This window comes from Novosphingobium sp. AAP93 (genome assembly GCF_001296055.1).
Lineage (GTDB): Bacteria > Pseudomonadota > Alphaproteobacteria > Sphingomonadales > Sphingomonadaceae > Novosphingobium.
Map to the genome: position 1 here is coordinate 59,012 of NZ_LJHZ01000065.1, position 25,606 is coordinate 84,617.

The 25,606-nt window shown below is 66.7% G+C and carries 22 protein-coding genes; 15 read left to right on the forward strand and 7 right to left on the reverse strand.

The annotated features are described in order from the left end of the window. Positions 1-4: 4 nt before the first annotated feature. On the reverse strand, positions 5-964 hold the full coding sequence (locus tag IP83_RS10975) for a TauD/TfdA family dioxygenase (protein ID WP_054122258.1): 960 nt from the start codon (positions 962-964) through the stop codon (positions 5-7). Positions 965-1,050: 86 nt separating this feature from the next. Between IP83_RS10975 and IP83_RS10980 the strand changes: the two genes are divergently transcribed. The 6 genes from IP83_RS10980 (at position 1,051) to IP83_RS11005 (ending at position 9,775) form a co-directional block, all read left to right on the forward strand. Then, positions 1,051-2,007, forward strand: coding sequence for a hypothetical protein (locus IP83_RS10980; protein WP_054122259.1), 957 nt, complete (start codon positions 1,051-1,053; stop codon positions 2,005-2,007). Positions 2,008-2,102: 95 nt separating this feature from the next. After that, positions 2,103-4,103 carry a S9 family peptidase gene (locus tag IP83_RS10985; protein ID WP_054122260.1) on the forward strand — a complete coding sequence of 667 codons (2,001 nt, stop codon included), beginning with the start codon at positions 2,103-2,105 and terminating at the stop codon, positions 4,101-4,103. 51 nt (positions 4,104-4,154) lie between these two features. Then, positions 4,155-5,429 carry an amidohydrolase family protein gene (locus IP83_RS10990; protein WP_156309676.1) on the forward strand — a complete coding sequence of 425 codons (1,275 nt, stop codon included), beginning with the start codon at positions 4,155-4,157 and terminating at the stop codon, positions 5,427-5,429. 202 nt (positions 5,430-5,631) lie between these two features. Next, complete coding sequence (locus IP83_RS10995; RefSeq protein ID WP_054122262.1) at positions 5,632-7,125, forward strand: hypothetical protein; 1,494 nt, start codon at positions 5,632-5,634, stop codon at positions 7,123-7,125. A 129-nt stretch (positions 7,126-7,254) separates the two neighbouring features. Next, a complete protein-coding gene (locus IP83_RS11000) occupies positions 7,255-9,012 on the forward strand; it encodes an amidohydrolase family protein (protein ID WP_054122263.1) in 1,758 nt (585 codons plus the stop codon). Positions 9,013-9,295: 283 nt separating this feature from the next. After that, positions 9,296-9,775, forward strand: coding sequence for a DUF2314 domain-containing protein (locus tag IP83_RS11005; protein ID WP_054122264.1), 480 nt, complete (start codon positions 9,296-9,298; stop codon positions 9,773-9,775). Between the two features lie 104 nt (positions 9,776-9,879). Here IP83_RS11005 and IP83_RS11010 read toward each other — a convergent pair whose 3' ends face one another. Then, the gene (locus IP83_RS11010; protein WP_054122265.1) at positions 9,880-10,206 is read right to left on the reverse strand and encodes a GIY-YIG nuclease family protein; all 327 of its coding nucleotides are present in this window, start codon (positions 10,204-10,206) and stop codon (positions 9,880-9,882) included. Positions 10,207-10,425: 219 nt separating this feature from the next. Here IP83_RS11010 and IP83_RS11015 point away from each other — a divergent pair, with 219 nt between their 5' ends. Beyond that, entirely contained in the window at positions 10,426-11,955 is a 1,530-nt protein-coding gene (locus tag IP83_RS11015; RefSeq protein ID WP_054122266.1) for an amidase, read from the forward strand. Here IP83_RS11015 and IP83_RS11020 read toward each other — a convergent pair. Further along, entirely contained in the window at positions 11,952-12,836 is an 885-nt protein-coding gene (locus IP83_RS11020; RefSeq protein ID WP_054122267.1) for a DUF808 domain-containing protein, read from the reverse strand. The two genes, IP83_RS11015 and IP83_RS11020, sit on opposite strands and share 4 nt — an antisense overlap. Before the next feature lie 121 nt (positions 12,837-12,957). Then, on the reverse strand, positions 12,958-14,862 hold the full coding sequence (locus tag IP83_RS11025) for a potassium transporter Kup (RefSeq protein WP_054122268.1): 1,905 nt from the start codon (positions 14,860-14,862) through the stop codon (positions 12,958-12,960). Between the two features lie 93 nt (positions 14,863-14,955). On the opposite strand from IP83_RS11025, the gene IP83_RS11030 reads away from it, so the two are divergent. Next, the gene (locus tag IP83_RS11030; protein ID WP_054122269.1) at positions 14,956-16,284 is read left to right on the forward strand and encodes a DUF4118 domain-containing protein; all 1,329 of its coding nucleotides are present in this window, start codon (positions 14,956-14,958) and stop codon (positions 16,282-16,284) included. On the opposite strand, the gene IP83_RS11035 is transcribed toward IP83_RS11030, so the two are convergent. The 3 genes from IP83_RS11035 to ligK form a co-directional block, all read right to left on the reverse strand. After that, complete coding sequence (locus IP83_RS11035; RefSeq protein WP_054122270.1) at positions 16,269-17,177, reverse strand: amidohydrolase family protein; 909 nt, start codon at positions 17,175-17,177, stop codon at positions 16,269-16,271. The genes IP83_RS11030 and IP83_RS11035 overlap by 16 nt on opposite strands. Before the next feature lie 113 nt (positions 17,178-17,290). Continuing rightward, positions 17,291-18,349: a 4-oxalomesaconate tautomerase gene (locus tag IP83_RS11040; RefSeq protein ID WP_054122271.1), complete on the reverse strand. Its 1,059-nt coding sequence runs from the start codon at positions 18,347-18,349 to the stop codon at positions 17,291-17,293. Next, complete coding sequence (gene ligK, locus IP83_RS11045) at positions 18,342-19,016, reverse strand: 4-carboxy-4-hydroxy-2-oxoadipate aldolase/oxaloacetate decarboxylase (RefSeq protein WP_054122272.1); 675 nt, start codon at positions 19,014-19,016, stop codon at positions 18,342-18,344. Before ligK ends, IP83_RS11040 begins: the two co-directional genes overlap by 8 nt. Before the next feature lie 103 nt (positions 19,017-19,119). Between ligK and IP83_RS11050 the strand changes: the two genes are divergently transcribed. From IP83_RS11050 to IP83_RS11080, 7 genes are all read left to right on the forward strand, one after another. Next, the gene (locus IP83_RS11050; RefSeq protein WP_054122273.1) at positions 19,120-20,274 is read left to right on the forward strand and encodes a LysR family transcriptional regulator; all 1,155 of its coding nucleotides are present in this window, start codon (positions 19,120-19,122) and stop codon (positions 20,272-20,274) included. Between the two features lie 61 nt (positions 20,275-20,335). Further along, a complete protein-coding gene (locus IP83_RS11055) occupies positions 20,336-21,169 on the forward strand; it encodes an NAD(P)-dependent oxidoreductase (protein WP_054122274.1) in 834 nt (277 codons plus the stop codon). Further along, positions 21,166-22,191, forward strand: coding sequence for an amidohydrolase family protein (locus IP83_RS11060; RefSeq protein WP_054122275.1), 1,026 nt, complete (start codon positions 21,166-21,168; stop codon positions 22,189-22,191). The genes IP83_RS11055 and IP83_RS11060 overlap by 4 nt, the downstream gene beginning before the upstream one ends. Continuing rightward, complete coding sequence (gene ligA, locus IP83_RS11065; RefSeq protein ID WP_054122276.1) at positions 22,188-22,610, forward strand: protocatechuate 4,5-dioxygenase subunit alpha; 423 nt, start codon at positions 22,188-22,190, stop codon at positions 22,608-22,610. The genes IP83_RS11060 and ligA overlap by 4 nt, the downstream gene beginning before the upstream one ends. Before the next feature lies 1 nt (position 22,611). Beyond that, positions 22,612-23,454, forward strand: coding sequence for a class III extradiol dioxygenase subunit beta (locus IP83_RS11070; protein WP_054122277.1), 843 nt, complete (start codon positions 22,612-22,614; stop codon positions 23,452-23,454). A gap of 103 nt (positions 23,455-23,557) precedes the next feature. Further along, positions 23,558-24,499: a Gfo/Idh/MocA family oxidoreductase gene (locus IP83_RS11075; RefSeq protein WP_054122278.1), complete on the forward strand. Its 942-nt coding sequence runs from the start codon at positions 23,558-23,560 to the stop codon at positions 24,497-24,499. Positions 24,500-24,640: 141 nt separating this feature from the next. Beyond that, entirely contained in the window at positions 24,641-25,429 is a 789-nt protein-coding gene (locus IP83_RS11080) for a CmcJ/NvfI family oxidoreductase (protein WP_054122279.1), read from the forward strand. Positions 25,430-25,606 lie beyond the last annotated feature (177 nt).

The window sequence follows — 25,606 nt, forward strand, 5'->3', positions numbered from 1 at the left end:
GACTCTAGAGTGGCGGCAGCGGGGGCCTGAAATCCCCCTGCCGCCAGGGCGCGTTCGGCATCTCCTCCGCATCGGGCACGGCGAACCGCACATAGCCGAAGAACGCCGCGATGGTGCGTTGCGTGGCATCCACGATGGCGCGGCGGCCTTGGAGGAAGCGGGTGTTGTCGAGCACCAGCACATCGCCCGCCTGCCAACGCACCTCGGCGGTCAGCGCCTCGCCTGTGGCATGGATGGCCTGCAGCCAGTCTTCCGGAACCGGGGTGAGATCATCGAGCAGCGGGAAGTTGCCGCGTCCGTTGTTGAAGCGGGCAAACAGCAGGAAATTGCCGAACGCAGGCCCTTGCGCGAACATCGGCTTGTGCAGGGCGGGCCGTGAGAATTCGCGCGCGATGCGGCCGTCCGGCACGCGGAAGAAGCGGTAGGGCAGGGGGCGCGGTGGGCTGGCCAGCAGCGCATCGTCCGGCGTCTCGGTGCCGAACCAGAAGCGCAGCAGTTCGGGCCAGACGCCCATGACATGCACCAGCCGCCGCCCTTCCAGCCCTTGGCGCACGGCTTCCGGCAAGGCAGCGGCCAGCGCGATTCCGTCGCACAGCGTCGTCTCGCCGCCTGAACCCGGCGGGCTGAGGCAGCCGAACAGCGCGGCATCGGGCTTCCACGGTTCGCGCGCGAGTTCGGGGTGAAGCGCGAAGGCATTGGTGCCGCCGTCGACGCCCTGAATGGCCTCCACCGCATCGAGCACCGCACGGCCCGGCGTTTCGTTGATCACGGCGGTGGTGCAGAGGCTGCGGGCAAAGCGGCGGAAGCTGTCGAGATCGGCGCCGAAACCGCGCAGCAGCATGGCGCCGTGGGCCTTGTAGGTCGCTTCGATCAGCGCCGGATCGATAGCGGCCAGCGTTTCCGCTCCGCTTGGCGAGAGCACCGCATAGGGGCGGCCGGGGGCGGGGGGATCGATCTCGGCCATTGTGACCAGTGGCCTAACCCACCCCCGACCCCTCCGGCAAGCGGGAGGGGAGTGCGGTCGGCAGCAAACGCGGCTAAGGCAGTGCGATGCGACTGACCCCCGCCATCATCGCGGCCTCGCCCGATCACTACCTCCATTCGTTCGAGGCCGCGAATGCGGTGATCGTGCCGATGGACCGGGCGGCCTATGCGCGCTCGATCTTCCTCGATGCGCGGATTTCGCCGGCGCGCGACGGCGCCGCGCTGGTGCCGGCCGCGCAGCTTGCCGATGCCGCTCCGCGGGCGGCGACCATCGCATGGATATTCCACGTGGCCCATTGCGGTTCGACGCTGCTGGCCCGCGCGCTGGAGGCAATGTCGAACGGCCTCGTCCTGCGCGAGCCGATGGCGCTGCGGCAGCTGGCTCTTGAGCCCGATCCCGCCCGGCTGCGGCTGGTCCTTGCCATGCTGTCGCGGCGCTACGGCGGGGACGAGCCGACGCTGGTCAAGGCCAACGTGCCGGTGAATGCCTTGCTCCCGGAAATCGCGGCGGCTGATCCGGCGGCACCTGCGGTTCTTCTCCATCTTGGCCTTGAGGACTATGCGCTGGCCGTGCTGCGCAGCCCGCAGCATCGCGGCTGGGTCCGCGATATTGCGGTGCGCTTTGCCGGCGCCCCTGCTGCTGCGAGCGATGCGGAATGTCTGGCCGCGCTGTGGCTGTGGCAGATGCGCGCTTTCCTTGCCGCGCTAGAAGCCTTGCCGCAGGCGGTCACGCTCGATGCCGAACGCTTCTACGCCGAGCCTGCCAGCACGCTGACCGCGCTCGCCCCCCGGCTTGGTCGGCCTGCAGCCCCCGCGCGGATCGCCGAGGTCGTGGCCGGGCCGCTGTTCAGCACCTACTCCAAGCGCCCCGGCGTCGCGTTCGACAATGCGGTGCGGCTGGAGCGGCGCGGCGCCTTGCTGCGCGAAATGGCGGGCGATCTCGCTGACGTGCGCCGCGCCGCGCGGTCCGCCGCGCCGGATTTGACCGACCTCGAGCACCGGATCGCCGCCGCCGCCTTGTAGTCCGCGCGATCTGGCCAATTCCGATCCGTCACGGACTTGAGTGCGGCCGCAAGAGGGCATAGCCTATCCGCTCCGGAAGGAAACGCGGGGGCGTCATGGTGGTGGGCAAAAGTCTTGTGGTGGGCCTCGTCCTCGCCGCCTGCGCGGGGCTGGCGCCGGTCGCTGCGCTGGCAGCCGATCCGCCCGCGGCGGCCGCGCCAGCCGCTGCCGCCAGCGCGCCTGCCGGACCGGTCGAGCGGATTTCGACCGACGTGTTCTCGCAGCTGTCGTTCATTTCGGATCCCAAGCTCTCGCCCGACGGCAATCTGATTGCCGCCAAAGTCGCGCTTGATGGCAAGACCCTGATCGGCGTGTTCGATCCGGCCACGGGCAAGAACAAGATGCTCAATCCCGGCAAGGTGGTCGAGCTCAACTGGTTCCGCTGGGCAGGCAATGACCGGATCCTGATCAGTCTCGGGCAGACCGTGAAGCTGTTCGGCGACGAATACTGGTCGACCCGGCTGCTGGTCTATGACGTCTCCACCCAGGCGCAGCGCTTCATCGGCTCGAAGCAGGAGGGCCTGATCGGGGATGACGTGCTCTGGGTCGATCCCGAGGGCAAGACCGCGCTGCTCTCCTACGCCCAGACCATCTTCGATTACCCCAGCGTCTCGCTGGTCGATCTGGCCACCAACAAGGCCCGCGAGCTCATCCGCGAGCGCGACGGGGTGCTCAAGTGGATCGCGGACGATGCCGGGGTGGTGCGCGCCGGGCTGCAGTTCGGCGGGCAATCGTGGAAACTGCTCTACCGTGCCAAGGATGGCGAGACATTCCGCACCGTGGTCAAGGCCGATTACGACGATGACGACGCGTTCTATGACGTCGCGCGCATCTTCCGCGGCAGCGACGAAGGCTATCAGAAGCTGCTGAACGAGAAGACCGGGCGCTATGCGCTGTGGCGGTTCAACTTCGCGACGCGAAAGCCCGGCGAGATGGTGTTCGAAGCGCCGGGCGTCGATATCGATGATTTCGATACCAAGCCGGACAGCCCCGATCTCTGGGCCGCCTACTACACCACCGATCGCCCGCGCGCGCACTGGTTCGATGCTGAACTCGCCAAAGTGCAGGAAGCGATCGACAAGGCGGTGGCCGGAGCGGTGGGAGATCGCGCCGCGACTATTGTGAGCTATTCGCGCGATCGCAACCGGATGCTGGTCCGGCTCGGCGGCTCGAACGATCCCGGCCGCTATTATCTGTTCGATCAGACCGACGGCGTGATGCAGCTGTTCGCGCAGGCGAACGAGCAGCTGAAGCCAAGGATGCTCGCGCTGACCCGCTACACCTCCTACACCACGCGCGACGGCCTTGAGGTGCCCGCCTATCTCACGTTGCCGCCGAACCGGCCGGCCAAGGCGCTGCCGCTTGTGATCATGCCCCACGGCGGACCCTACGGCGTGCGCGATGATGGCACGTACGATGTCGAGGTGCAGTTCCTCGCCAACCGCGGCTATGCCGTGCTGCAGCCCGAGTATCGGGGCTCGGGCGGCTACGGCAAGACGTTCAGCGAGAAGGGCGAGGGCCAATGGGGCCGCGCGATGCAGGACGATCTCGATGACGGGATGGACTGGCTGGCGAAGCAGGGCACCATCGATCCGAAGCGCGTCTGCATGGTGGGCAGTTCCTATGGCGGCTACGCGGCGCTGTGGGGCGCGGTGCGCAATCCGGAGCGCTATCGCTGCGCGGCCAGCTTCGCCGGGGTGACCGACCTCAAGCGGCAGATGAAGTTCTGGGATGGCAACGCCAGTTCGAGCAAGGACCGCACCGCGTGGCGCAAGACGATCAAGGGCGAGGATGCCAAGTTCGATCTGACCACCGTCTCGCCGCTCTATGCCGTCGAGCAGCTGAAAGTGCCGCTGCTGCTGGTCCACGGCGATGAAGATCAGCGTGTGCCCTACCAGCAGTCCAAGCTCTATGCCGATGCGCTGGCCAAGGCGGGCAAGCAGCACGAGTTCGTGACGCTCAAGGGCGAAGGGCACGGCTTTTCGAGCAATGCGAACCTCAAGCTCTGGCTCGACAAGCTCGACGCGTTTCTGGCGAAGAACAACCCGGCGGGCTGACACTGCAGCTTGCTCTCGCCAATGCGGTCCGGATCGGGCAGGTTGGCGGGCATGATCCGCATCCTGTTCGCCGCCGCCGCGCTGGGCCTGCTCGCCAGCCCTGCTCATGCCGAAACGCTCTATGTCCGCGCCGGGCATCTCGTTGATCCGGAAGCGGGCACGGTGCTGGGCGCGCGGCTGCTCCGCGTCGAGGATGGCCGGGTGGCGGCAGTCCTGCCCGATGGCGCGGTGCCCAAGGGCGCGAGGCTGATCGATTGGTCCGCCTTCACCGTGCTGCCGGGCCTCATCGATTGCCACGTCCACCTTGCCGATACCGGGCAGACGTCCAACGTGGCCGAACCGCTGCTCCATTCGGCGATGGAGATCGCCTATATCGGTGCGCGCAATGCTCGCACCACGCTGCTCGCGGGGTTCACCACGGTGCATGATGTCGGCTCGTTCCGCGCCTTTGCCGATGTGGAGCTGCGCGAGGCGATCAACCGGGGTGATGTGATCGGCCCGCGCATGCAGGCGGTGGGGGCATATGTGACCGTGCCGGGCGGCGGGGGCGAGGTGACGGGTTTCTCGCCCGATGTACGCATCCCCGAGGACTTGCGCGCGGGCGTCGTCACCGATGCGGCGGATGCGCGGGCCAAGGTCAACTACCTGTTCCAGCACGGCGCCGACTCGATCAAGCTGATCGCTACCGGCGCGGTGCTGGCAAGCGGTACCGAGGCGGGCCAGCAGGAACTGACCGAGGACGAAATGCGCGCGGCGGTCGAAGTGGCGGCGGCGCGCAAGTCTTGGGTGACGGCGCATGCCCACGGGGCGGAAGGGATCAAGTCCGCCATCCGCGCCGGGGTGCGCGCGATCGAGCACGCCAGCCTGATCGACGACGAAGGCATCGCGCTCGCCAAGGCGAGGGGCGTGTGGCTCGACATGGATATCTACAACGGCGATTACATTGCCGATGTCGGACGGCGCGAGAAGTGGCCCGAGAACTACCTGCGCAAGAACGACGAGACGACCGAGGCGCAGCGGCAGGGCTTCCGCAAGGCGGTGAAGGCGGGCGTGAAGCTGTCGTTCGGGACCGATGCCGGGGTGTTCCCGCACGGCGAGAACGCGCGCCAATTCGCCTACATGGTGCGCTACGGGATGACGCCGATGCAGGCGATCCAGGCGGCCACGACCAGCGCGGCGGAGCTGATGGGCTGGAGCAAGGATGTCGGCGCGCTGTCTCCGGGGCACTATGCCGACATGATCGCGGTGCCGGGCGATCCGACAGCGGACATCACGGTGCTGCAGAAAGTCGCTCACGTGATGAAGGGCGGCGAAGTGGTGCGCTGACGGCGCGATCACAGTTAATGCCCCTCTCAGGGTAATTCTACATAGGCCGGTTACCGCCGCACGGCTACCCCTGCCGGGCGGCGGGTCAATATCGAATGCCAATACATCTGAAATGGTGAGGACGTTCTCCTTGATGTCATTTTGATGACATCAAGGAGGATCGAATTCGCTGCGATGGAAACGGCGTCTAGGGGTAGAATATATGAAGTATAACAATAAAAGTGCCGATGTGCGCCGACAGGTCAGCACATCCACTGTCATCGCGCTCGCCGTGGCGGCGATGACCTGTGTCGGGGGCGTCGATCCGATGCCGGCGGCCGCACAGAGCGTCCCGGCGGCGTCTGATGGCTCGGCCACCTGCGCCGCTGTCGGCACGCGCAGCGGCACGAGCAGTTCGACCAACGTCACCTACGCGGCCTATGCGGGCGGGGGCTCCAGCGATGCGCTGAATGTGGCGCAAGTGGCGGACAATTGCCTCGTCTATGCGGGAGGCAGGATCAGCACCGCTGTGCCGGTCGCGGCGCGAAAGATCGGCGCGGCGACCACGGACAAGTCGACCGGCGTGCTCACGCTGGCATGGCCACAGAACGGACAGATCGTGGCGGCAGTGCGCTTCGGCAATGCGATCAACGACGCGCAGCTGCGGCGCAGCAACGGCGACATCGCGGTGGCGTCGGATGCCGGCCTCGCCGTGCTGTCTGCCGATCTTGCGACAACGCGCTGGCGGCAGGACGGCAACTTCACCCGCGCCGCGGTCGGTACGGACGGCACCGTTGCCGGGCTTTATGGTTCGGGCGGCAAGCAGCTTGCCGTCTATTCTGCCGGCGGCACGGCGATCTTCAGCCGGACGTTCACGGACTCGATGGTGAACGATGTCGCGGTATATACCGGCGCCACGGCAGCAGACACCCGCGTCATCGTGACGGGCATGGCCCAGCGTGACGGCGGCGGCTGCACCAAGCTGCAGGTCGCGTGGATCCGGGCCTACAACCTCAAGAACGAACTGGTCTGGAAGAGCTACGACTGGACCCATGCGCAGGCCTTCGCGCGGTCGTCGTCGTGCGCCGACACGCGGGGGTACCGGGTCGAGGTCGGGCTGGACGGCAAGCTCTACTTCGCCGGCGAGGCGGCCGGGGGCAACAGCATCTACCGCTTCGGAAGCGCCGATCTGCAGGCGGCTGCGCCCAATGTCACCAGCGATGCCTACAACAATCCCTACAATACGCGCTCCAACCACATCACCTACTTCACGCGACTCGATCCGCTGACGGGCGCGCAGAGCGCGGGGTCGTTCCTGCTGGCGCGGCTGACCAACGGCTCGGGCAACACCATCCGCCCGCGCGCGATCACCGCCGACCAGAACGGCGCGGTCTATGTCGGCGGCATTTCGGCGGCGCATATCCAGAACCGACCGAATATCGTGCTCAATGGCAAGAAGCTGCAGGTCTACACCGGCGGCGACCCGTGGCTGCTGATCCTCTCGCCGGACTTGCGCCAGCGGCGGCTGTGGATCGCGCTGACCGATGGCGGGCAGGGCGAAGTGCAGGCCATCGGGGTCGGAGGCGGCGCTGTCGCAGTGGCGACGCGGGCGGACAAGAAGGACGTCAATGGCTTCGCGCTCTACACCACGCCGGGTGCGGCGACGACCTACAGCGGTACCAAGGCGGGGCATCTGACGGTCATCCCAAGCAACTGATCGGTCGAGGGGGCGGCAGGGCACCGCCCCCTCGGTCCGGTGACCGGGTCGCGCTGCGATTTTTGTGGGGGGCGTTGCCTCGCGCCTTGCCGTACCCTCCCGCCAAACCACGCTGGGAGGGAGAACCCAATGCAGGACGTGATCATTCGGGGCGGCAGGATCGTCGACGGTTCGGGCGCCGCGCCGTTCATCGGCGACATCGCGTTCAAGGACGGGGTGATCACCGAAGTCGGGCCGAGGATTTCCGGCACCGGGAAGCGCGAGATCGCTGCGGACGGCCATATCGTCACGCCGGGCTGGGTGGACATCCACACCCATTATGACGGGCAGGTGAGCTGGGACGACGAGCTGGCGCCATCCTCGCACAACGGCGTCACCACCGTGGTCATGGGCAACTGCGGGGTGGGCTTCGCGCCGGTGCGGCCGGGGCAGGAGAAGGACCTCATCGAGCTTATGGAGGGGGTGGAGGATATTCCCGGCACCGCGCTCTACGAAGGCATCGAGTGGGGGCGGTGGGAAAGCTTCCCCGAATACATGGACTACATCGCCTCCCGCCAATACGCGATCGATGTCGGTGCCCAGATCGCTCACGGCGCGGTGCGCTACTACGCGATGGGCGAGCGCGGGCGGACCAACGAGGACGCGACGCCAGAGGACATCGAGCGGATTGCCGACCTGGTCGAGGAAGCCGTGGCGGCGGGTGCGGTGGGTTTCTCCACTTCGCGCACCATCGGCCACCGCGCGCTGTGGGGCGAGCCGGTGCCGGGGACCTTCGCGCCGGAGGAGGAACTGCTCGCCATCGCGCGGCGGTTCAGGAAGCTCGGCAAGGGGGTGATCGAGGCGATCCCGGCGGGCACCGTGGGCAAGCTGGAAGCGCTGGGCGGGGAGCGCAGCGAGCCGCTGGCGGAACTGGAGCTGTTCCGCAAGATATCCGAGGAAAGCGGGCGGCCACTGACGTTCACGCTCGTCGAGATCCGCGAATATGCGCCAGATCTGTGGCGGCAGATGCTGGACCGTTGCCGCGAAGCGAACGCAGGCGGTGCGCATCTGTTCCCGCAAGTGCCCTCACGCATCATCGGGTTCATCCATGGCCTGAGCAGCTACCACGCGTTCATGCGCCGCCCGACCTATCTCGAGAAGCTCGCGCACCTGCCGCTGGCGGAGCGGGTGAGGGCGATGCGTGATCCGGAGCTCAAGCGGCAGATCCTGTCCGAGCGCGATGTGCCGCACGAAGCGCCGGGTTCGATGCAGAACGTTTACGGCCTGTTCCGGCGCGGGGCGGCGAGCCTCTATCCGCTGACCGAGCCGATCAATCTGGAGGCCGAAAAGTCCGCCTCGATCGGCGCGAAGGCCAAGGCGGAAGGGCGCGATGCGCTGGAGTATCTCTACGACGCGATGCTGGAAGACGAGGGCCGCAGCTTCCAGGCGCTGACGCGGGACAACCAGCCCAAGAGCCTTGGCGTGCTGGAGGAAATGCTGCGGCACCCGGATACCGTGACCGGCCTTTCGGATGCGGGTGCACACGTGACGCTGATCTGCGACGCGACGATGCCCACCACGCAGCTGAGCTACTGGACCCGCGACCGCAAGAGCGGGCCGACCCTGCCGCTCGAATTCCTCGTCCACAAGCAGACCGCGCGCAATGCGGCGCTCTATGGCTTCAGCGACCGCGGGCTGCTGCAGCCGGGCAAGCGCGCGGACATCAACGTGATCGACTACGAGGGGCTGACCGTCTCGCCCCATGTCGCGCACCATGACCTGCCGGCAGGCGGCACGCGGCTGATGCAGCCGGTGAAGGGCTACCGGGCGACGTTCTGCAACGGCGCGATGATCCGCGAGAACGACGCGGATACGGGGGCGCGGCCGGGGCGGCTGGTGCGGAGCTGACGGTCGGAGGGGGCGGACAGGTTGACAGGGTTGACGCAGTCCAGAGCGAAAACTCAAGGGCCCGGCGTGTGCCGTTTTGGCACCCATGAAGGGTGTGAAAAACGGCGGAAATGCGTTGGATTCGCGGGGCATGAAGGGAACATGCCTGAAGGCGGTGCCTGTAGGACAGCGCTTTATAAATAACAGACGCGTCTGTTATTTATAAGCTGGCACTCCTGCTTTCGCGGTATCTTTACTCAGTCCCGCTAGGCAGCCGACGTGTGCCTTTGCCGGAGTGCGGATCATGTCGGGACTTGTCAGCGGTCTGATCGTCGCAGTTGTCGTCTATTGCTTCTACCGTTTCCTCAGGCCGAGCGCCGGTGTGGCGTTCGAGCGGGACGATCCGCGCCTGCTCGCCGCCAAGCAGGAGGCGGTCGCGGCGCTGCCGCAGTTCTGGGCCGCGCTGGAGGCGAAGGCGCAAGGGGACGAGAACTTCGCGATCAAGTTCAATCTGCTGCACGGGACGGACAGCGCGAACAACGAATCCATCTGGGCGGGGGACGTGGTGCGGCGCGAGGGACGGATCTTCGGGCGACTGCTCAACCGCCCGGTGAGCCCGGGCTTTGCCGAGGGCGACGAGGTGGAAATCGCACCCGAGGCGATCGACGACTGGGGTTTCTATCGCGGCGGCGTGGCGCAGGGCCATTTCGTGACGCGGCTGATGCTGGAGAGCGCACCCGCCGGGGTGGCGCGGCAGCAGCGCAAGGTGCTGGGCTGGGATTGAGGGGGCGATTGGGGGTTGGGTGGGACCCCCCCAATTTCCAGCCATCATGGCTTACAATCGCCAATAGAACCCTACCGTCGCCACGTGCTTGACACGGGGCTTGGCTAACTTTGGGCCTCGCCGCTCGGCACCGCGCCTGCCGGATACCACTGATCCCAAAGGTCGAGCCAATCAGGATTGTCTGCCTCGATCAGCGCAAACTTCCATTCGCGGCGCCATTTCTTGACGAGCTTTTCCCGTGCAATGGCTGGTTCGATTTCCTCGTGCCGTTCGGCGTAGACGAGCTTGGTCTTTCCGAAGTCCTTGACATGCATCGAGCCTTTATTCTCCCGATGCTGCCAAACCCGCCGGAGCAAATTGGAAGTAACGCCGACATACGTCCCGCCACGATAGCGGTTCGCCATAATGTAGACCCAACCGCCCTTCTCCATTGCTACCTTATGCCAACGCGAGGCTGCGAGGAAAGCCAAGCCCCGTGTCAAGCACGGGGCGACGGACAGGGAAGTGGCAGAGAAGTCCACGCTCCACTCGATCATCGTCACTCCTGACCGCTGGCCCACCCCAACCCCTCCCCCCTTCGACAAGCTCAGGATGAGCGGGAGGGGCTTTAGGGCCTTGCGCCGACTGAACCCTCGCGCTTCAATGCGCCGATGGTGCAAACTCCCCGCCTGACACGGCGATCCGCCCTGGCGCTTGGCGCTGCATCTGCTGCTGTTCTGGCGGAGGCGCGGGTTGGGGCTGCGACGCCTTCGGGGCCTATCACGGCACTGCCGGCGCACCAGCTGGCCGGGATGATTGCGGCGGGGCAGGTCTCGGCAGTCGAGGTGATGTCGGCCTATCTCGACCGGATCGAGCGGCTCAATCCCAAGGTCAATGCGGTGATCGCGCTGCAGGACCGGGCAGGGCTGCTCAAGCAAGCGGCTGCGGCGGATGCGGCGGTTAAGGCTGGCGCGGCGCTGGGGCCGCTCCATGGGTTGCCGCATGCGGTGAAGGACCTCTCCGCCGTCGCCGGGCTGCCGTTCACGATGGGATCGCCGATCTTCAAGGATCAGATCGCGGCGGCGGACGGGCTGATGGTCGAGCGGCTGCGGAAGGCCGGGGTGGTCTTCATCGGCAAGACCAATTCGCCCGAGTTCGGGCTTGGCAGCCACACCTTCAATCCGGTGTGGGGGACGACGCGCAATCCGTGGGACCTGACGCGTTCGGCAGGCGGGAGCACCGGCGGGGGCGCGGTCGCGCTGGCGCTTGATCTGGTGCCGCTGGCGGACGGCAGCGACTATGGCGGTTCGCTTCGCAATCCGGCGGGGTGGAACAGTGTGTTCGGGCTGCGGCCGAGTCTGGGGCGGGTCCCCAACGATTCCCCGGACGACTGGTTGGTCTCGATGGGTGTGGCGGGGCCGATGGCGCGAAATGCGGCCGATCTGGCGCTGCTGTTTTCGGTGCAGGCTGGGTTCGATCCGCGCAGGCCCCTGATGCTGGAAGGCGGCGGCGAGGCCTATCGCGCGATCCGGCCCGAGGCGATGAAGGGCAAGCGGATCGGCTGGGCGGGCGATCTGGGCGGCGCGGTGCCCTATGAACCGGGCGTGCTCGAGACCTGCCGCAAGGCGCTCTCGCGGTTCGAGGACATGGGCGCGGTGGTGGAGGATGCCGTGCCCGATTTCCCGGTGGAGCAGGCATGGCAGGCCTTCGTGAAGCTGCGGCACTGGCAGCAGGGCGGCAACCTGCTGGCGCTCTACCGCGATCCGGCCAAGCGGGCGCTGCTGAAGGAGGCGGCGGTGTGGGAAGTGGAGGGGGGCCTTGCGCTGTCCGCCTTCGATGTGAACGCGTGGAGCGCGGTGCGCTCTGGCTGGAGCCGGGCGGTGGCCAAGCTGTTCCGGCGCTATGACTACTGGGTGATGCCCAGCTCGCAGCTGTTCCCGTTTCCGGCGGAGTGGACTTATCCGAAGGACATTGCCGGGCTGCAGATGCGGACCTATCACGAGTGGATGATGGCGACCTGTCTGGTGACGCTGACCGGCTGCCCGGTGGTGGCGGTGCCGGCGGGGTTTGGTCCTGCGGGTCTGCCGATCGGCTTGCAGATCGCAGCGCCTGTGCACGCCGATGCGGAATGCCTTGCGGTGGCGGCGGCGTGGGAAGCGGTGAGCGGCGATATTCTGAAGCGGCGGCCGGTGCTGGCCTAGTGCCCGCGCTTCACCACGTGGAGCGCTCCGGCAATCACGCTGCCTAGCACAAGGCCGATCAGGCCGCTGATCGCGACGTCTGCCAGCCATGCGGTGAAGCCTTCGTGGAGGCCGAGCCATTCTGGCGGATGCATCCCCGCGCCGTGGACCACGATCTGGCCGCCGACCCACAGCATCGCCGCGGTGCCGATTGCGGCGAGCGCGGTGAGGACGTGGGGCATCGCCTTGACGAGACCGCGGCCGAGCGCGCGCGTGGCGGCGCCTTCGCGCTTGGCGAGGTGGAGGCCGATATCGTCCATCTTCACGATCAGGCCGACCACACCGTAGACCGCAGCCGTGATCGCGATGGCGACGATGACGAGCGCCGAGGCCCGCAGCGCCAGACCCTTGGCGGCGACTTCATTGAGCGCGATGACCATGATCTCGCCCGAGAGGATGAAATCGGTGCGGATCGCGCCCTTGACCATGGTTTCCTCGTGGCCGGGCGCGGCCATTTCCTGCGCTTCGGCGGCGAGGTCTTCCTTGTGGGTGAGCGCGTGGATGACCTTTTCGGCGCCCTCGAAGCAGAGGAAGGCGCCGCCGGCCATCAGGATCGGGGTGATGATCCAGGACAGCAGAACGGAGAGCAGCAGGATCACCGGGGTGATCACCACCAGCTTGTTGAACAGCGAACCCTTCGCGATGCGCCAGATGATCGGCAGTTCGCGGTCAGGTGTGAAGCCGGTGACATAGCGCGGGGTGACCGCGGTATCATCGACCACCACGCCGGCGGACTTGACCGCCGCCTTGCCCGCCGCCGCGCCCACGTCATCGAGCGAGGCGGCGGCGACTTTGGCGATGGTGGCGATATCGTCGAGAAGGGCTGCTAGTCCGCCGGGCATGTTCGGTCCTGTTGTGGTCAGGCCGGACGGTAGCGGGGGCCAAGGGGCAAGGGCAAGGGGGCGGTGTGCCTGATCAGCACCACCCCCAACCCCCTCCTCTGAAGAGGAGGGGGCTCTCCGGTCAGATCCTGAGCTGGCTGCCGAGTTCGATCACGCGGTTGGTGGGGAGCTTGAAGAAGTCCATCGCGCTTTCGGAGACCTTGAGCATCCATGCGAAGAGGTGTTCGCGCCACAGCGCCATGCCGGGGATGGCGCGGCAGGCGATCAGCTTTTGCCGGCTGAGGAAGTAGCTGGTGTGGAGCGGCTCGAAGGTGAGGTCGGTGCCGGTGCAGGCGGCGGAAAGCTCGCGCGGGATGTCGATGTCTTCCATGAAGCCGTAGTGGAGCACCATGCGGTAGAAGCCATGGCCTTCCGGGTGGAACTCGGCGCGGCGCTCGGGGCTCACTTGCGGCACGTCCTCGACCTGCACGGTGAGCAGCACGATCTTCTCGTGAAGCACCTGGTTGTGCTTGAGGTTGTGCAGCAGGGCGGCGGGCAGCGCGTGGGTCGAGGCCGAGAGGAACACCGCGGTGCCCTGCACGCGCTTCACCGTGGTTGCGACCGACTTGATGAAGACGCCGAGCGGCAGGCTGTCTTCCAGCATGCTGGTGCGCATCAGACTGCGGCCGGTGGCCCAGGTGGTCATCACGGTGAAGATGATCAGGCCGATGAAGATCGGGAACCACGCGCCTTCGAACAGCTTGGCGAGGCCCGAGGCGAGGAGGACCGAGTCGACCGCGACGAAGGTCACGAAGCCGGGGATGCTCTGCCACAGCGGCGCGCGCCAGATGCGGAAGACGACGATGTATTGCATCAGGGTGGTGATCAGCATTGTGCCGACGACGGCGAGGCCATAGGCCGGAAGCATCGCGGCGGAGGCCTGGAAGCCGATCACGAGGACCGCGACCATGAAGGCGAGCGCCCAGTTGATCGCGGGCACGTAGATCTGGCCCTGCGCGTGGCTGGAGGTGTGCAGGATACGCAGGCGCGGCAGGAAGCCGAGCTGGATCGCCTGCTGGGTGACCGAGAAGGCGCCGGATATGACGGCCTGGCTCGCGATGATCGTGGCGAGCGTGGCGATGATCAGGAGCGGGATGGTCAGGCTGGGCGGGACCATGTGGAAGAAGGGGTTGTCGGCGAATTCGGGATGCTCGATCAGCATTGCGGCCTGGCCCATGTAGTTGGCCATCAGTGCTGGGACGCAGATGGCGAGCCACGCCGTGGTGATCGGCACGCGGCCGAAATGGCCCATGTCCGCATAAAGCGCCTCGGTGCCGGTGATCGCGTAGACGATGGCGCCCAATGAGAGGAACGAGAACAGCGGGTGGGCCTGGAAGTAGCTCACCATGTAGAGCGGATTGAGGGCCATGAGCACGGCGGGGTGCTGGATGATGTGGTGCACGCCCATCGCCGCGATGGTCGAGAAATAGATCAGCATGATCGGACCGAACAGGCGGCCGACCTTCTCGGTGCCGCGGCTCTGGATGGCGAAGAGGCCGATGAGGATGGCGAGCGCGATCCACACGATCCACGGCTTGAAGGCCGAGCTGACGACGCCGAGACCTTCGACAGCGGAGATCACCGAGATCGCGGGGGTGAGCATGGCATCGGCAAAGAACAGCGCGGTGGCGAAGAGCGCGCCGGTGAGGAGCCAGCGCTTGGGCGCGTTTTCGCCGAGCTGGCGGTGGATCAGCGCATAGAGCGCGAGGCTGCCGCCTTCGCCCTTGTTGTCGCAGCGCATGACGATGAAGACGTACTTCACCGTCACCACGAAGACGAAGAGCCAGAAGATCAGGCTGACCACGCCGTAGAGGTCGGTGACCGAAGTGGCGAGGTGGTAGCGCGGATCGAGTGTGGCCTGCAGCGCATAGAGCGGGCTGGTGCCGATATCGCCGAACACGACGCCGAGCGCGCCGAGAGTGAGCGCGGCGCGGCTGGAGGAATGGGCGGGTGATGCCGCTTGGGCGGCGGAGTCCGGGGCTGTCATGCCGCGCCAAGTGCGCCTGAAGGGCATTAAGTTTCCATGTGGATTGCAAACGCAGGGCGCGACATCGCGGCTCGGCAGGCCTAGGATGGCGCCATGAACCCCGGCCCCTTCACGCCCGCTGCTCCGCCGCGCCCGACATGGCTGGGGGCGGGCGCGGTGCTGGTGATGTTCGCGCTGGCGACGGCGGCGGGGCTCGCCATGGCGCCGCGCTGGGAGAGCTTTCCGGTCGTGCTGGTCTATCTGCCGCCGGTGCTGGCGGCGGCGGCCTTTGCCGGGCGGTGGCTGGCGCTGCTGGCGGCAGTGGCGGCGACGCTGGCGTACAATTTCTTCTTCACCGAGCCTTACTATACGCTGCTGGTCCACGATACCGGCGACATCGTGACGGTGGCGATGCTCCTGCTGGTGGCGCTGGTGACGAGCCATCTGGTCACTTCGCTAAAGGCACAGGGCGAGATCGCGGCGTTCCATGCCGGGCGCAATGCGACAATCGCGGGGTTCGCGCGGCGGCTGCTGTCCTGCGCGGATGAAGTGGCGATTGCCGAAGTGGCAGCGGGCGAGCTGGCGCGAATCTTCGATTGCCATGCCTGCGTGGTCTGCGGCGTGGGCGAAGTGCGGATGATCGCGGGGACGGCGGGAGTCGACCGGCTGACCGCTGCCGATCTGGCGGTGGCGGCGCAGACGCTGGAGCACGGGAAAACGGCGGGGCGCCACGTTTCGGGCGGAAGCCTGACCGACTGGCAATTCCATCCGGTCTGTGGCGCGACGGGGACGCTGGCGGCGGTCGGCCTTGCACGCAGCGACGGCATGCCGCCTGTGGAGCCTGAGCGCCTGTCGCTGCTCGAGAACCTGCTCGATCAAGTGGCGCTGGCGCTGGCGCGGGCGCGGCTGGAAAGCGCAGGCCGCGAGAACGTGGTGCTGCGCGAGCGGGATGCGCTGCGTTCGGCGCTGCTGGGTTCGATCGGCAGCGATGTGCGGCCACATCTGAACAGCATTGCCGCCGGTCTGCGCAAGCTGCAACGGGCCGGGGGCGGGGATGTGGAAGTGCTGCACGAAGTTGCGGGGGAGACGGCACGGCTGACCAGCTTCATCGACAATCTGGCCGATCTGGACCTCACGCAGAACCAGGACCCGGTCATAGTCGGCGCGGCGGCCATCGATCTCTATCGGCGGACGGTGACGCTGGGCGGCGAGCCGGTGAAGCTGACGCCCAAGGAATTCGCGGTGCTGGCCGAGCTCGCGCGCAATGCGGGGCGGGTGTTGACACACCGCTACCTGCTGCGCGCGGTGTGGGGGCCGGCGCATGAAGACCACGTCGATTACTTGCGCGTGGCGGTGAGCGCGCTGCGCAAGAAGCTGGGCGAGGGCGTGATCCTCAATGAGCCGGCGGTGGGCTACCGGCTGCCGGTTCAGTCGGACCAGTAGAGCCGCATCGGGTTGTCGACGAGGAGTTTGCGCTGGAGCTCCTCGGTCGGGGCGATGCGCGGGATCATGTCGACGAGATGACCGTCGTCGGGAATCTCGGTTTCCATATTGGGGTGCGGCCAGTCGGTGCCCCAGAGGCAGCGGTCCTGATAGTCCGCCACCAAGGGCGCGACGGCGGCGGCGAAGGCGTGCCACGGATCGCCCGCGCCGCCTTCCTTGATCGCGTCCAGACGGTCGGGGCAGGTGGCCTTGAACCAGATGTCCTGACGCGCATCGAGCAGGGCGCGGAAGGCGCGCATGTCGGGGCCGTCGGGGCCCTGGCGGACATCGGGGCGGCCCATGTGGTCGATGACGAGGGGGACGGGAATGGCGTCCATGAACGGGCGCAGTTCCTCGAGGATATCGGCCTCGAAATAGATCACCACGTGCCAGCCCTTGGGCAGGCGATTGGCGACTTCGAGGAACTTGTCCTTGGGTGCATCGTCGACGAGGCGCTTGAGGAAGTTGAAGCGGATGCCGCGAATGCCGCCTGCGTGGAGGGCGGCGAGATCGGCTTCGGAAATGGCGGGATCGACGACGGCGACGCCGCGGGCGAGTCCGTTGGACTTCGCGATGGCATCGAGCGTGGCGGCGTTGTCGGTGCCGTGGCAGCTGGCCTGCACGATGACATTGCGGGAAAAACCGAGGTGGTCACGCAGGGCGAACAGCATGTCCGGCCCGGCGTCTTCGGGCAGGTACTTGGCCTTGGCGCTGAAGGGGAACTGGGCCATCGGGCCGAAGACGTGGCAATGCGCATCGACCGCGCCGGGGGGCGGGGTGTAGCGCGGCTTTGAGGGGGCGGCGTGCCAGCTGGTGATGCGGCCAGAGGTCGGGCCAGAGGTCGGGTTGGTCATTGTATTCCTTCCGTCGCGCTGTGGTCCTTCGACAAGCTCAGGACGAGCGGGTCTTGTTCGATCTTGCCCCAACTCCGCTCATGCTGAGCTTGTCGAAGCATGCTGGCGCTGCCTCAGCCAAAAACCACCCCGTCCATCAGCTTGCGCGCGGTGCGCAGGAGGGCGGCGGTGCGGACGGCGCCGGTCTCATCCACTTCGAGGACGCAGCTCATTTCGCCGGTGGGGTGCTCGACCGAGAGGGTCTTGCGGGGGCCTTCGGGGATCACGGCAACCTCGGCGGCGGGGGAGCCGGGGATCAGGCAGGCGGTGGCGACACTGACCGCGCCGAGGACGCCGATGGTGGCGTGGGCGCGGTGGGGGATGAAGCTGCGCACGGTGACCGCGCCGCCGTGCTTGGGCGGGGCGACGAGCATCATCTTGGGGACGGATTTGGCAGTCACGTCGCCGAGGTTCATGCGTTCGCCGACGGCAATGCGGATCGCTTCGATCTTCGCCTTGAGGTCGGCGGCATTGTCCAGCCAGTCGCGATCCTCGTAGCCGGTGATACCGACATCTTCGGCCTTCATCACGACGCAGGGCATGCCGTTGTCGATCAGGGTGACGGGGACGCCGTTCACGACATCGACCGCGTTGCCGGTGGGGAGCAGCGCGCCGCAGGAGGAGCCGGCGGTATCGCGGAATTCGAGCGGGACGGGGGCGTGGGTGCCGGGGACGCCGTCGATGGCGGCGCGGCCCTTGTAGGTGACCTGTCCGCCGGGCGTCTGGACGGTGGCGACGGCGACTTGCCCGGTGTTCTCCATGTAGATGCTCACGCGGGTTTCATCGCCGGTCGCGGCGACGAGGCCGCGCTCGATGGCGAAGGGGGCGATCCCGGCGAGGATATTGCCGCAGTTCTGTGCGTCCGTCACGATGGCCTGATCGACGAAAACCTGCAGGAACAGGTAATCGACGTCGATGCCTTCGCGGGCGGATTTGGAGACGACCGCGACCTTGCTGGTGAGCGGATCGGCGCCGCCCATGCCGTCGATCTGGACGGGATCGGGGCTGCCCATCATGGCGAGCAGGAAGGCGTCGCGCGCTGCGGTGTCCTGCGGCAGGTCGTTCTTGAGGAAGTAGCCGCCCTTGGAGGTGCCGCCGCGCATCCACATGCAGGGGATGCCGCCATCAGACATACTTGAGGCCTTCCTTCTCGAGGCGCTCGCGCATCTTGTACATGTCGAGGCCGAGGACGCCGGCCGCCAGCTTTTCGCGCTTTTCGCCTTCGTTGGCTTCGCGGGCCTGTGCGGCTTTCAGGACGGCCTCGGCATTGGCGCGGGGGACGACGCAGACGCCGTCGTCATCGGCTACGATCACATCGCCGGGGTTCACGAACTGGTTGGCGCAGACGACGGGGACGTTGACGCTGCCCAAAGTGTTCTTGACCGTGCCCTGCGCGTAGATCGCCTTGGACCAGACGGGGAACTGCATTTCCGTGAGATCGCGCACATCGCGCACGCCGGCGTCGATGACGAGGCCGCGGCAGCCGCGCGCCTGTGCGCTGGTGGCGAGGAGGTCGCCGAAGTAGCCGTCCTCGCACGGGGAGGTGGGGGCGAGGAGGAGAATGTCGCCCGCCTTGAGCTGTTCGATGGCGACGTGGACCATCCAGTTGTCCCCGGGAGGGGCGCTGATGGTGAGTGCGCTGCCTGCGATCCGCGCGCCGCGATAGATGGGCCTCATGTAGCTGGCGAGGAGGCCGGTGCGGCCCTGCGCTTCGTGGACCGTGGCGACCCCGCAGGCGGCGAGGCCGTCGATCACGGCGGGATCCGCGCGCTCGATGTTCTGGACGACGATACCGGACATGGGCTTCTCCCGTTGGACTGGTTTGGGCTTCCTTTGACCCGGGGGCGGGCAGGGGCCAATGCAATGTTTGGCGCAGGCCATAAGGAAATGCTAAGCGACTGCAGTGACCGAGCCTGCCTACAATATCCGGCACTATGCCGCGTTCGCTGCGACGGTGCGGCATGGGAGCGTGACGCGCGCGGCGCGCAGCGTGAACCTGACGCAGCCTGCCTTGACGCAGGCGATTGCGCGGCTGGAGGCGGAGCTGGGCTGCGCGCTGTTCGAGCGGGGATCGGGGGGCATGGCGCCGACCGAGCCGGCAAGGCTGCTGGCGCCGCGGGCTGAGGCGGCGATTGCGCAGATCGGTTCGCCGCGGGTGACGGGGACGCAGGTGCGGGCATTTCTCGCGCTGGCGCGCGCCGGGTCCTATGCGGGGGCGGCGGAGGCGACGGGGCTTTCGGCGGCTTCGCTCCACCGCGCGGTGGCCGATCTGGCGGTGGCGCTGGGCACGCGGCTGGTCGACCGGCGCGGGCGGCGGGTGCTGCTGACGCCGCAAGGCGAGCGGCGGGCGCGGGGGTTTGGCCTCGCCATGGCGGAACTGCGCAGCGGGCTGGCAGAAGTGGCGGCGTGGCAGGGCAAGGCGGCGGGGCGGATCGTGGTGGGGGCAATGCCGCTCAGCCGCGCGCGGTGGCTGCCGGAGACGATCTTGCGGTTTCACGGGGCGCATCCCGGGGTGGCGATTGCGGTGGTGGAGGGGAGCCATGCCGAACTGGCGGGACCGCTGCGCGATGGCGAGATCGATCTGATGCTGGGCGCATTGCGCGAAGGCGTGGTGCTGGAAGACCTGGCGCAGGAGCCGGTGTTTGAGGACAGTCCGCAACTGGTGATGCGCAGCGGGCATCCGTTGACGCAGGTGGCTGATCCGGTCGGCGCGCGGCTGGCGGACTATCCCTGGGTGCTGCCGGCGCGGGGGACGCCATTGCGGCAGTATTGGGAGGGGATGATGCGCGCGGCGGGGGCCAAGCCGCCTGAGGTGGGGATCGAGTGCGGTTCGGTGCTGACGGTGCGGCAATTGCTGCTGGGATCGGATGCGCTGACCCTGCTCAGTCCGGCGCAGCTGGCGGTGGAGTTGCAGGCGGGGGTACTGGCGAGCCTGCCAACGCCCGCGCCGGTGCGGCGGCGGATCGGGATCACCACGCGCGAGGGGTGGCAGCCGACGGGACCGCAGGCGGCGTTTCTGGCGCTGCTGCGGCGGGTGGCTGCAGAGGAATTCGCATAAATTTATAGGCTCGCCGAGATTTGCATTTGTTTGGTCTTTCTGCGCGACGCAGGAGGGCCACATGGAGAGTTTGCCAAGTTCCCTGATTGCCCTGATCGGCTTTGGTGAGGCCGGATCCACCTTCGCCGAGGCGGCTGGCTGGGAAGCCGGCGCGGCTGCCTATGACGTGCTGCCGGCGCGGCGCGCGGCGATGGAAGCCGCCGGCGTGCTCGTCTGCGCCACGGCGGAGTGTGCGCTGGCCGATGCCGATCTGGTGCTCAGCCTTGTCACGGCGGATGCGGCGCTGGCGGCGGCGAAGGACTACGCGGCGCTGCTGAAGCCCAGCGCGCTGTGGTGCGACATGAATTCGGTGGCGCCCGATACCAAGCGCGCGGCGGCCTTGGCGGTCGAAGCGGCGGGCGGGCGCTATGTCGATGTCGCGGTGCTGGCGCCGGTGAACCCGGCGCGGATGAATGTGCCGATGCTGGTTTCGGGCGCGGCGGCGGAGGAAGCGGCCGAGGCCCTGCGCGGCGCGGGCTTTGCGAACGTGCGCGTGGTGGGCGGCGAAGTCGGCCGGGCCTCGGCGATCAAGATGATCCGCTCGGTCATGGTCAAGGGTATCGAGGCGCTGACGGCGGAGATGATGCTGGCGGCGGAAGCGGCGGGCGTGACCGATGAAGTGCTCGCCTCGCTCGATGCGAGCGAGAAGACGCAAGGCTGGGCAGCGCGCGCGGCCTACAATCTGGAGCGCATGACGACGCACGGGGCTCGGCGCGCTGCGGAGATGGAAGAAAGCGCCAAGACGCTGATTTCGCTCGGCGTGGAGCCGGTGATGACCAGCGGCACCATCCAGCGCCAGCGCGATATGGCCGGGAAGGCCGCACCATTTTCCGCAGAAAAGGTAGCTGCAGAATGACGATGATCATCGACTGCCATGGCCACTATACCGTGCTGCCCGAGGCACACGACGCATGGCGCGAGGCGCAGAAGGCCGCGTTCAAGGCAGGAACGCCGTGCCCGCCCTATCCCGAAATCTCGGATGACGAGATCCGCGCGACGATCGAGGCGAACCAGCTGCGCCTGATCAGGGAGCGCGGGGCGGACATGACGATCTTCAGCCCCCGCGCGAGCGCGATGGCGCCGCATGTGGGGGACCAGTCTGTCGCGGTGCCGTGGGCGCAGGCGTGCAACAACCTGATCGCGCGGGTGGTGGGGCTGTTCCCCGAGACCTTCGCGGGCGTGTGCATGCTGCCGCAATCGCCAGAAGCGGACCTGACCAGCTCGATCGCCGAGCTGGAACGCTGCGTGACCGAGCTCGGCTTTATCGGCTGCAACCTCAATCCCGATCCGGGCGGCGGCTTCTTCAAGCATCCGCCGCTGACCGATCCCACCTGGTTCCCGCTCTACGAGAAGATGGTGGAACTGGATGTGCCGGCGATGATCCACGTCTCGGGATCGTGCAATCCGGCGCAGCACGCGACGGGGGCCTATTACATCGCGGCGGATACCATTGCCTTCATGCAGCTGCTGGAAGGCGACTTGTTCTCCAAGTTCCCGACGCTGCGCTTCATCATTCCGCATGGCGGCGGCGCGGTGCCCTATCACTGGGGGCGCTATCGCGGCCTCGCGGACATGCTCAAGAAGCCGGACTTGCAGAGCCACCTGATGAACAACGTGTTCTTCGATACCTGCGTCTACCACCAGCCGGGAATCAACCTGCTGGCCGACGTGATCGAGACCAAAAACATCCTGTTCGGCAGCGAGATGGTCGGCGCCGTGCGGGGCATCGATCCCACGACCGGGCACTATTTCGACGACACCAAGCGCTATGTCGACGCGCTCGATATCAGCGACGCGGCGCGCCACGCGATATTCGAGGGCAACGCCCGCCGCGTCTATCCGCGCCTCGACAAGCGCCTCAAGGAGATGGGCAAGTGAGTGAGCAGACCAGGCCCAGCACGGATATTCATGCCTATCTGGCCGAGCTGGAGGATATCCCGGGCACGCGCGTCTATACTGCGGCACGGGCGCGCAAGGGATACCACATCAACCAGTTCGCGATGAGCCTGATGACGCACGAGAACCGGGAGCGGTTCAAGGCGGACGAGCGGGCCTATCTCGACGAATGGCCGATCTCCGAGGAAGCGAAGCAGGCGCTGCTGAAGCGCGATTACAACACGCTGCTCGACCTTGGGGGGAACGTCTATTTCCTCTCGAAGCTGTTCTCGACCGATGGCCTGAGCTTTGCCGAGGCGGTGAGCACGATGACCGACATGACGTTCCCGGAGTATCGGGACATGATGCTGAAGGGCGGGCGCTCTCCCATCGGCAATCGCTCGATCAAGGGAGGGTATTGAGATGGCGCGTCTTACTGCTGGCGTCGGTTCCAGCCACGTGCCCTTGCTGGGTGTGGCGGTCGATCAGGGCAAGACCGGGGACGACTATTTCGGCCCGATCTTCGCCGGGTATGAGTGGACCCGCGAATGGGAGAAGGCCGAGAAGCCGGACGTGGTGGTGCTGGTCTACAACGACCACGCGAGCGCCTTCGACATGAAGATCGTGCCGACGTTCGCGATCGGCTGCGGCGAGCGCTACAAGCCGGCGGACGAGGGCTGGGGTCCGCGTCAGGTGCCCGACGTGGAAGGCCACGCCGACCTTGCCTGGCATATCGCGCAAAGCCTGATCCTCGATGATTTCGACATGACGATCATCAACGAGATGGACGTCGACCATGGCCTGACAGTGCCGCTCTCGATGATGTTCGGCCAGCCGGACAAGTGGCCGTGCAAGGTCGTGCCGCTCGCGGTCAATGTCGTCACCTACCCGGTGCCTTCGGGGAACCGCTGCTGGGCGCTGGGCGAGGCGATTGCCCGCGCGGTGGCGAGCTTTCCGGAAGACCTCAATGTGCAGATCTGGGGCACGGGCGGGATGAGCCACCAGCTGCAGGGCCCGCGCGCCGGCCTCCTCAACCGCGAGTGGGACAACAGGTTCCTCGACATGCTGGAAAGCGAGGACGACGCGGTGCGGTGGATTCCGCATATCGAATACCTGCGCGAGACCGGCAGCGAGGGCATCGAGATGGTGATGTGGCTGATCATGCGCGGCGCGCTGGGCAAGAAGGTCAAGACCCTGCACCGGCACTACCACATTCCGTGCAGCAACACGGCCATCGGCCATATCGTCCTGGAGCCAGCGGACTGACCAAATGGGGACTGTCCCCTTTTTATTGATCGAGAAGCAACAAGTTGATCGCCAAACGGGCCTTCCCGAAAAATAGGGACTGTCCCCATTTTGTGAGGGTGAAATGAGAATAGCACTCGCTGGTGCCGGCGCCTTTGGCGAGAAGCACCTTGATGGCCTGAAGAAGATCGAGGGGGTGGAGATCGTCTCCATCATCTCGCGCACCGCCGAGCAGGCCGCCGCCGTGGCCGCGAAGTATGGCGCGAAGCATAGCTCGACCGAGCTGGATGATGCGCTGGCGCTGGGCGACGTCGATGCGGTGATCCTCTGCACGCCGACGCAGATGCATGCGAGCCAGGCGATTGCCTGCATGGATGCGGGCAAGCACGTGCAGGTGGAAATCCCGCTGGCGGACAGCTGGGCGGACAGCGAGGCGGTGCTGGCGAAGCAGAAGGAAACGGGGCTGACCTGCATGGTCGGCCACACCCGTCGCTTCAATCCGAGCCACCAGTATGTGCATGGCAAGATCAAGGCGGGCGAGTTCGCCGTCCAGCAGATGGACGTGCAGACCTACTTCTTCCGCCGCCGCAACATCAACGCCAAGGGCGAGCCGCGTTCGTGGACCGACCACCTGCTGTGGCACCACGCCGCGCATACGGTGGACCTGTTCGCCTATCAGGCGGGCCGGATCGTCAAGGCCAATGCGCTGCAAGGGCCGATGCATCCCGAACTGGGCATCGCGATGGACATGTCGATCCAGCTGCTGAGCGAGAGCGGCGCGATCTGCACGCTCTCGCTTTCGTTCAACAACGACGGGCCGCTGGGGACGTTCTTCCGCTACATCGGCGATACAGGCACCTATATCGCGCGCTACGACGATCTGGTGAACGGCAAGGAAGAGCCGATTGATGTCAGCAAGGTCGACGTTTCGATGAACGGGATCGAGTTGCAGGACCGCGAGTTCATTGCGGCGATCCGCGAGGGGCGTGAGCCCAATTCGTCGGTGGGCAAGGTGCTCGATTGCTACCGCGTGCTGGGCGAACTGGAGACGCAGCTGGCGGGGTAGAGACATCCCGGGCTTCGTCACCCGCGAGCGGAGCGAAGCAATCCAGAGCGGTTGCTCTCTGACGCTCTGGATTGCTTCGTCACTCCGCTCCTCGCAATGACGAGGGGTGAGTGTTGGCGCCGGGTTTGGGGAGTCTGAGCGATGGAAGCCCTGATTGCCTATTCAGGACGCAAGTTTGCCCGCCCGCGCTATCACGCCAATGCCCATGAACGGGATGAAGTCGATATCGCGCCGGTGATGATGCCGGTGCTTGATGGGCGCGCTGCCGACACGACCATCGACAGCGAAGGCTTCCAGCTCGTTTCGCATCGGAGCGCGGTGCGCGATTTCCGGGATCGCGACGAGGTTGCGCGCGTGCACATGCGCGAGATCGAGGAACTGGTTCAGGCGGAGACGGGGGCCGACTTTGTGCATGTCGGCGCGCCGGGGCTGCTGCGTTTTTCAGAGCGGTCGGGGCTGGCGGGCAGCCTGAACAATTCAATGCCGGCGCGCTTTGCGCATATCGATATTTCGGATGGAACGGCGGCTCAGTTCGCCAAGCGGGGCGCTGAGGGCCGTCCCTATGTCCGCTGCGCGCACTACAACGTGTGGCGCGCGCTTTCGCGGGCGCCGCAGGACGTGCCGCTGGCGCTGTGCGATGCGCGCTCGCTGGCACCCGAAGACCTGATTGCGGCCGATGCGGTGTTCGACGAGCCGGGCAAGCCCGAATGGTCGTTCGAGGGGCTGGTGGTGGCGCACAATCCGGCGCACCGCTGGCATGCGTTCCTCGATCTGAACCCCGACGAGGCGATCCTCTTCAAGACGCATGACGGCGATCCGGCGCTGGCGCATCACGTGCCCCATGTCGCTTTCGACCTGCCCGGTTGCCCCGCCGATGCGCCGCCGCGGGTGAGCATCGAGATGCGCGCGACGGCGTGGTGGTGGCGTTAAGGCAACAGTTTGTGTTGCATACGACCAGGCTCGCAGAAGCCTGTTGCGCCGCCTAACAGAATTGTTATGAGTCATACCAGATCGGCCGGGGAGCCCGGGCGACACAAGGGAGGGTGACCATGTGTTGATTGCCACTGAGAAGTGACCCGGGATTTCCATCGAGAATTGACCCGGTTG

Excerpts from the sequence above, each read along its gene's own strand:
- IP83_RS10975 (WP_054122258.1), bottom strand. The coding sequence starts at position 964 with ATGGCCGAGATCGATCCCCCCGCCCCCGGCCGCCCCTATGCGGTGCTC.
- IP83_RS10980 (WP_054122259.1), top strand. The coding sequence starts at position 1,051 with ATGCGACTGACCCCCGCCATCATCGCGGCCTCGCCCGATCACTACCTC.
- IP83_RS10985 (WP_054122260.1), top strand. The coding sequence starts at position 2,103 with ATGGTGGTGGGCAAAAGTCTTGTGGTGGGCCTCGTCCTCGCCGCCTGC.
- IP83_RS10990 (WP_156309676.1), top strand. The coding sequence starts at position 4,155 with ATGATCCGCATCCTGTTCGCCGCCGCCGCGCTGGGCCTGCTCGCCAGC.
- IP83_RS10995 (WP_054122262.1), top strand. The coding sequence starts at position 5,632 with ATGAAGTATAACAATAAAAGTGCCGATGTGCGCCGACAGGTCAGCACA.
- IP83_RS11000 (WP_054122263.1), top strand. The coding sequence starts at position 7,255 with ATGCAGGACGTGATCATTCGGGGCGGCAGGATCGTCGACGGTTCGGGC.
- IP83_RS11005 (WP_054122264.1), top strand. The coding sequence starts at position 9,296 with ATGTCGGGACTTGTCAGCGGTCTGATCGTCGCAGTTGTCGTCTATTGC.
- IP83_RS11010 (WP_054122265.1), bottom strand. The coding sequence starts at position 10,206 with ATGGAGAAGGGCGGTTGGGTCTACATTATGGCGAACCGCTATCGTGGC.
- IP83_RS11015 (WP_054122266.1), top strand. The coding sequence starts at position 10,426 with ATGGTGCAAACTCCCCGCCTGACACGGCGATCCGCCCTGGCGCTTGGC.
- IP83_RS11020 (WP_054122267.1), bottom strand. The coding sequence starts at position 12,836 with ATGCCCGGCGGACTAGCAGCCCTTCTCGACGATATCGCCACCATCGCC.
- IP83_RS11025 (WP_054122268.1), bottom strand. The coding sequence starts at position 14,862 with ATGACAGCCCCGGACTCCGCCGCCCAAGCGGCATCACCCGCCCATTCC.
- IP83_RS11030 (WP_054122269.1), top strand. The coding sequence starts at position 14,956 with ATGAACCCCGGCCCCTTCACGCCCGCTGCTCCGCCGCGCCCGACATGG.
- IP83_RS11035 (WP_054122270.1), bottom strand. The coding sequence starts at position 17,177 with ATGACCAACCCGACCTCTGGCCCGACCTCTGGCCGCATCACCAGCTGG.
- IP83_RS11040 (WP_054122271.1), bottom strand. The coding sequence starts at position 18,349 with ATGTCTGATGGCGGCATCCCCTGCATGTGGATGCGCGGCGGCACCTCC.
- ligK (WP_054122272.1), bottom strand. The coding sequence starts at position 19,016 with ATGTCCGGTATCGTCGTCCAGAACATCGAGCGCGCGGATCCCGCCGTG.
- IP83_RS11055 (WP_054122274.1), top strand. The coding sequence starts at position 20,336 with ATGGAGAGTTTGCCAAGTTCCCTGATTGCCCTGATCGGCTTTGGTGAG.
- IP83_RS11060 (WP_054122275.1), top strand. The coding sequence starts at position 21,166 with ATGACGATGATCATCGACTGCCATGGCCACTATACCGTGCTGCCCGAG.
- IP83_RS11070 (WP_054122277.1), top strand. The coding sequence starts at position 22,612 with ATGGCGCGTCTTACTGCTGGCGTCGGTTCCAGCCACGTGCCCTTGCTG.
- IP83_RS11075 (WP_054122278.1), top strand. The coding sequence starts at position 23,558 with ATGAGAATAGCACTCGCTGGTGCCGGCGCCTTTGGCGAGAAGCACCTT.
- IP83_RS11080 (WP_054122279.1), top strand. The coding sequence starts at position 24,641 with ATGGAAGCCCTGATTGCCTATTCAGGACGCAAGTTTGCCCGCCCGCGC.